At 63.8% G+C, this 6,128-nt stretch carries 7 protein-coding genes; 3 read left to right on the forward strand and 4 right to left on the reverse strand.

Features of this window, described 5'->3' with window-relative positions; translation table 11 throughout:
- Positions 1 to 43: 43 nt before the first annotated feature.
- On the reverse strand, positions 44 to 415 hold the full coding sequence (locus CH271_RS27675) for a DUF3817 domain-containing protein (RefSeq protein WP_179274644.1): 372 nt from the start codon (positions 413 to 415) through the stop codon (positions 44 to 46).
- 67 nt (positions 416 to 482) lie between these two features.
- Positions 483 to 1,673, reverse strand: coding sequence for an acetyl-CoA C-acetyltransferase (locus tag CH271_RS27680; protein ID WP_037193362.1), 1,191 nt, complete (start codon positions 1,671 to 1,673; stop codon positions 483 to 485).
- 105 nt (positions 1,674 to 1,778) lie between these two features.
- Between CH271_RS27680 and mce the strand changes: the two genes are divergently transcribed.
- The gene (mce, locus tag CH271_RS27685) at positions 1,779 to 2,261 is read left to right on the forward strand and encodes a methylmalonyl-CoA epimerase (RefSeq protein WP_373453564.1); all 483 of its coding nucleotides are present in this window, start codon (positions 1,779 to 1,781) and stop codon (positions 2,259 to 2,261) included.
- Positions 2,262 to 2,320: 59 nt separating this feature from the next.
- Positions 2,321 to 3,271: a hypothetical protein gene (locus tag CH271_RS27690; RefSeq protein ID WP_037193363.1), complete on the forward strand. Its 951-nt coding sequence runs from the start codon at positions 2,321 to 2,323 to the stop codon at positions 3,269 to 3,271.
- A gap of 30 nt (positions 3,272 to 3,301) precedes the next feature.
- On the opposite strand, the gene CH271_RS27695 is transcribed toward CH271_RS27690, so the two are convergent.
- Together CH271_RS27695 and nucS are read right to left on the reverse strand one after the other, a co-directional pair.
- Complete coding sequence (locus CH271_RS27695; RefSeq protein ID WP_094635630.1) at positions 3,302 to 3,619, reverse strand: ATP/GTP-binding protein; 318 nt, start codon at positions 3,617 to 3,619, stop codon at positions 3,302 to 3,304.
- A 41-nt stretch (positions 3,620 to 3,660) separates the two neighbouring features.
- Positions 3,661 to 4,332 carry an endonuclease NucS gene (gene nucS / locus CH271_RS27700; protein WP_032394670.1) on the reverse strand — a complete coding sequence of 224 codons (672 nt, stop codon included), beginning with the start codon at positions 4,330 to 4,332 and terminating at the stop codon, positions 3,661 to 3,663.
- Positions 4,333 to 4,374: 42 nt separating this feature from the next.
- Here nucS and CH271_RS27705 point away from each other — a divergent pair, with 42 nt between their 5' ends.
- Entirely contained in the window at positions 4,375 to 5,964 is a 1,590-nt protein-coding gene (locus tag CH271_RS27705; protein WP_094635685.1) for an adenylate/guanylate cyclase domain-containing protein, read from the forward strand.
- Positions 5,965 to 6,128 lie beyond the last annotated feature (164 nt).

Here is a 6,128-nt window from a genome sequence, read left to right on the forward strand (position 1 = left end):
TACAGTTTGTCACTAACACGATGCGTCATCCACTGGCGGGCGGTCAGGACAGAACCTTCGCGTCGGCGGCGGGCCGGCCGGTGCTCAGCTCGGCGAGACGGCCGGTACGCGCGGCCCAGATCTCGAAGACGACGGTGCCGAACGGGGGAAACGCCGCAACGAGCGCCAGCAAGGTTGCCTTGACGTCCCACTTGAGCTTCACTGCCGTCAACACGGCGACGGCCAGATACACCACGAACACACCACCGTGGATCGGTCCGAAGATCTTCACGCCGATCTCGTTGCCGTCGGCGGGGATGTACTTGAACGCCATCCCGATCAGCAGGCCCAGCCAGGTGAACGCTTCGAGCACAGCGATCAAACGGAAACGTTTGGCCGTGCTGCTCAGGTCGAAGAAGTTGGTCATGCCCGCTATTGTGCCCGTTTTGCTACGACAGAACGTAGTGGCTCTGGTCTCACCAACGACCAGAGCCACCGACGCGCTATTTCTTGGGTACCCGAACGATGAGGGCGTCGCCCTGTCCACCGCCGCCGCACAGTGCGGCCGCGCCCACTCCGCCGCCGCGTCGCTGCAGCTCGAGAGCCAGATGCAAGGCGATGCGAGCGCCGGACATGCCGAGGGGATGTCCGATTGAGATCGCTCCGCCGTTGACGTTGACGATCTCGGAGTCGATGCCGAGTTCGCGGGTCGACGCAATTCCGACCGCTGCGAACGCCTCGTTGATCTCGACGACGTCGAGGTCCTTCGGGTCGATGCCTTCCTTCTCGCACGCCTTGGCGATCGCGCGAGCAGGCTGCGACTGCAGTGTGGAGTCCGGACCGGCCACCACTCCGTGCGCGCCGATCTCGGCGAGCCAGGTCAGTCCGAGCGACTCGGCCTTCTCCTTGCTCATCACCACGACGGCGGCGGCACCGTCGGAAATCTGCGACGCCGAGCCGGCGGTGACGGTGCCTGCCTTGTCGAAGGCGGGGCGGAGCTTGCCGAGGGAGTCGACGGTGGTGTCGGCGCGAATGCCTTCGTCTGCGGTGAACTGGATCGGCTCACCCTTGCGCTGCGGAATCGACACCGGGACCACCTCGTTGTCGAAGACGCCGTTCTTCCAGGCCGCAGCAGCTTTCTGATGCGACGCGGCGGCGAAGGTGTCCTGCTCCTCGCGAGTGATGACCTCGGTGCTCTGGTTGCGCTGCTCGGTCAGTGCACCCATGGCCTGATCGGTGAAGATGTCGTACAGCCCGTCGTAGGCGAGGTGATCACGCATGGTGACATCGCCGTACTTGAATCCGGCCCGCGACTTCTCGAGCATGTGCGGTGCCTGGGTCATCGACTCCTGACCGCCTGCGACGACGATCTCGAATTCACCGGCGCGGATCAGCTGGTCGGCCAGTGCGATGGCGTCGACTCCGGACAGGCACACCTTGTTGATCGTCAGTGCAGGCACGGTCATCGGGATACCAGCAGCAACCGCAGCCTGACGGGCCGGAATCTGGCCGGCACCAGCGGTGAGAACCTGGCCCATGATGACGTAGTCGACCTGATCCGGCGCGACACCGGCCTTGTCGAGTGCACCCTTGATGGCGATTCCGCCGAGGTCCGATCCCGAGAAGTCCTTCAGGGCACCCGAAAAACGTCCCACGGGCGTGCGAGCGCCGGCGACGATGACTGTTGTGGTCACGATTTCCTCCGAAAGTATGAAGACGGCCTTGTCGAGATCAACGCTCCGACGCCCCCTGCCGATACCGGCCGGGCGGAGCACCGAAACGTAGCTGGCGCTAACGTCATGGCCATGACCTCCAGCACGCAGTCTTACACGGGAGCTCCACTGCGCTCCGATCTGGTGACGGCTATCGATCACGTGGGTGTCGCGGTGCCCGATCTCGACGCCGCTATCGCCTGGTACACCGACCACCTCGGCATGGTTGCGGTGCACGAGGAGATCAACGAGGAGCAGGGCGTTCGCGAGGCGATGCTCTCCTTCCCCGGAGCCACCGAGAAGTCCGCTGCACTGCAGTTGCTCGCGCCGATCGACGAGTCGTCCACCATCGCCAAGTTCATCGGACGCAACGGCCCGGGACTGCAGCAGTTGGCCTACCGCGTCACCGACATCGAAGAGATCTCGACCGAGCTGCGCGCTCGCGGCGTTCGGTTGCTGTACGACGCCCCACGCCGGGGCACCGCCGATTCTCGGATCAACTTCGTCCATCCGAAGGACGCCGGTGGCGTGCTCATCGAACTTGTCGAACCGAACCCCGACGCGCACTGATCCAACTCTGTGAATCAGCCGTATGGCTCTCCACTTGACTCACCGGTAAATTGACGGCCATGGCCATCGATCATGAGCGCACTTCCACGGTGCAACTTCCCTTTTCCATCGTCCGGAAGGGGTTCGATCGCGACGAAGTCACCAATTACTTCGAGCGGTTCGACGCCGAGCTCCGGCTGACAACCGCTGACCGTGATGCGGCCGCAGCCCAGGCTCGTGATCTGGCCAAGCAACTCGACGACGCTCGTGACGAGATCGACGAACTGCGCAAGGACATCGATCGGCTGTCGGTTCCGCCCACCACAGCGGAGGGGATGAGCGATCGGATCTCACGGATGCTGCGGCTGGCCTCGGACGAGGCATCCGAAGTACGTGCCAAGGCGCATTCGGAGTCCGAGGAAATGATCTCCGTTGCGCAGCAAGAGAGTGCCCGGCTTCGCGGCCGGCACGAGTCACTGGTGGCCGAACTCGAAGAGCGCCGAACGGCACTCGAAGCCGAACACCAGCAGACCATGGCTCAGGCCCGTACCGAAGCAGCTCGAGTGGTCGAGGCCGCGCAGGCCGAGCGCGACAAGTTGGCTGCCGAATCCGAGGCCAAGCGAGCCAAGGTCCAGGAAGACTTCGAGATCACGATGGCCGAGCGTCGCACCAAGGTGCTCACCGCCCTCGAGGAACTCGAAGCGTCCAGCAAGGCCGATGCTGCTCGCCGGATCGAGGAAGCAACCACCGAATCTGCTCGACGGCTTCAGTCCGCGAGTGAGCAGGCCGAGCGTCGCATCGCGCACTCCAAAGAACTGGCCGAGGAGCTGCGGGTGCTCCGCAGTCGCGTACTGGCACAGTTGCTCGGAATTCGGGGCCAGCTCGATTCGGTTCCGGCGATGCTCGCCTCGGTCAATCGCGAGAGCGAACTGCTCGACAATCCCGACCCGACGGCCATCCTGAAGAAGGAAGAAGAGAAGGCAGCCGCGAAAGCCGAGGCCGAGAAGGAATCGGCCGACTCGGCATCCTGATTCAGCAGATCCCCCGCCTGGCCTCCCCCGCTACGACCATCTGCGGGTGAGGCCTCGCGTGTTTCGGCCGGACCAACATCCGGTATGCCAGTGTCTGCGATTGTCGGCACCGCCGAAATCGTCCGACGGCCACGCGACGATGTGTGCGACGCCCGGCCGCACCTCGTGATCACAGCCGGGGCATCGGTAGGTCTTCACGGCCTTGGCACCCGGAACCATCCGCGTGGTGTACGTGTCACCGTCCGGACCGACCTCGACCCGGTTGCCGCCCAACACGGAGTCGGTCGCCGGACCGAGGTCACTCGGGCCGCTCCGAGTCGGTCGGCGGGGTTGATTACGACGAGGCACCCGTCCAGTGTAGAGAACAGTCCGATTCGTGCCGACAGTCGTCAGAAAAGACGGAACTCGGTACTGTCGGTTCCCCGGAGGACGTCGTAGTCGAGTGTGAGACAACGAATACCGCGATCGGTGGCCAACGTCTTCGCCTGAGGCTTGATGACTTGCGCAGCGAACACTCCGCTGACCGGAGCCAGCAGCGGATCACGATTGAGCAGCTCCAGATACCGAGTCAGCTGTTCGACGCCGTCGATCTCACCACGTCGCTTGATCTCGACGGCCACAGTTCCGCCATCGGCGTTGCGGCACAGTAGGTCCACCGGACCGATGGCCGTCATGTATTCGCGTCGGACGAGCGTGTATCCGTCACCCAAGGTGCTGACGTGCTCGGCCAACAACTCCTGAAGATGTGCCTCCACACCGTCTTTCACCAAACCGGGATCGATGCCGAGCTCGTGACTCGAGTCGAGCTCCACGTCGTCGATGGTGATGCGAAGTTCCTCGCCGGCCTTGTTGGTGACGACCCACTTGATCGTCTCGCCCTCGGTGGTCTCGACCGTCCAGCAGGGCGGAGACATCCAGTTGAGCGGCTTGTAGGCCCTGTCGTCCGCGTGCACGCTGACCGATCCGTCGGACTTGACGAGGAGTAGACGCCGAGCCGACGGGAGGTGTGCGGTGAGGCGGCCGACGTAGTCGACTTGGCAACGAGCAATAACTAGACGCACTCGACCACCTTAAGGCAGGTGCCCCGTTAGTCTGTGACGACCATGCCGCAATTGAGACGATCTGCCGCTCCCCTTGGTTCCCGACTGCTCGGCGACACCTCCGAGTCGCCACGTCGACGACGGATCCGAATTCAGCTGCTGCTGACCGTCTTCTTGGTCCTGTCGAACCTGATCGGCGCAGTCATCGTGGGCGTTCTGATCAGCGTCGTCGTTCCCGGACCAGACGTTCTGGAGATGGATCGCTATTGGTGGGTGAACTTCATCGTCGTCCCCGTGTACGTCTTTCTCGCATTCCTGGTCGGCGTCGTCTGGGGCACCACGAGCGCGCTGAGCAGCCTGCGGTGGGGCATCGAGGATCGCCAACCCACTCGATCCGAGCAGGTGGCGACTCTCGCGATGCCGTGGCGCCTGACGCGCATGCAGATAGCGCTCTGGATCGGCGCGTTGATTCTGTTGACCACGATCGACGGCATCATCGATCCTCAGGCGATACCCAAAGTTGCGTTCACGATCGCCGCGGGCGGCACCGTCGTCTGTGCGTTCAGCTACCTGCTCAGTGAGTTCGCGCTTCGCCCCATCGCGGCCCGGGCACTCGAGGCGGGTGACCCACGTCGAATCCGTATCGCCGGTGTCATGGGTCGCTCCATCCTGTCGTGGTTGTTGGGAACCGGCGTTCCGGTCTCCGGACTCATGATGATCGCGGTTTTCCGCTTCCTCCGACCCGAGACGAGTGCCAATCAACTCGCCGTGTCCATCCTCGCTCTGGGCGGAATCACCATCGTCTTCGGTTTCGCATTGACCGTGCTCGGCGGCTTCGCCACCACCTCCCCCATCAACAACGTGCGGGCCGGCATGGCAGAGGTGGAGAAGGGCAACATGAATGTCCGTCTCGCGGTGTACGACGGCACCGAGCTCGGGGAACTGCAGAGTGGGTTCAACCGGATGGCCGACGGAGTGCGCGATCGGGAGAAGATCCGCGACCTGTTCGGCAGACATGTCGGACACGAAGTTGCTGAGAAGGCGTTGCAGTCCGACAGCGAACTCGGAGGCCAGGAACGCGACATAGCTGTGTTCTTCATCGACCTCGTAGGTTCGACGGAGCTGGCGGCATCCCGGCCCCCCACCGAGGTCGTGGACCTACTCAACCGATTCTTTGCAGTAGTCGTCGACGAGGTCGACGAACACGGCGGCTTCATCAACAAATTCGAGGGCGACGCGGCGCTGGCCATCTTCGGTGCCCCGAACGAAATCGCCGACCACTGCGGCTCAGCGTTGGCCGCAGCCCGAGCAATTGCCCGACGGCTGCTGGTCGAAGTACCCGAATGCAGTGCCGCTGTCGGTGTCGCAGCAGGTCGCGCCGTGGCCGGCAACGTCGGTGCGAAGTCCCGATTCGAGTACACGGTCATCGGAGACCCGGTGAACGAGGCCGCCCGCCTGTCCGAACTGGCGAAGAACGCTCCAGGAGCGATCCTGGCCTCCAAAACGGCAGTCGACGGTGCCGCGGACGACGAGGCGCACCTTTGGGAATTCGGTGATGCAGTAACCCTCCGTGGACGCTCCGCCGAGACGGTCCTCGCGAATCCGAAAGATGCGAAGGTCGCCGCCGACAATCCTGTCGCCGTGCACGCCTAATTCCTGTCGACGGTCGTCTCCATCGATGCGGACTCAGCGTCGGCATCGGCCCGCGAATGCGCGCGCGTTTGTCAGGTGCGCGGGGAATAGGTACAGGTCGGGATGCGATTGTGCGCGCGGATGGCGAATGCGCGCGCGTTTGCCGGAGGGGGTGGGAGTAGGGG

The organism is Rhodococcus sp. 05-340-2 (assembly GCF_002258915.1).
Taxonomy (GTDB): domain Bacteria; phylum Actinomycetota; class Actinomycetes; order Mycobacteriales; family Mycobacteriaceae; genus Rhodococcoides.

Bases quoted from the DNA above. Each gene is read 5' to 3' on its own strand.
- CH271_RS27690 (WP_037193363.1), top strand. From the start codon at position 2,321: ATGGCCATCGATCATGAGCGCACTTCCACGGTGCAACTTCCCTTTTCC.
- mce (WP_373453564.1), top strand. From the start codon at position 1,779: ATGGCCATGACCTCCAGCACGCAGTCTTACACGGGAGCTCCACTGCGC.
- CH271_RS27705 (WP_094635685.1), top strand. From the start codon at position 4,375: ATGCCGCAATTGAGACGATCTGCCGCTCCCCTTGGTTCCCGACTGCTC.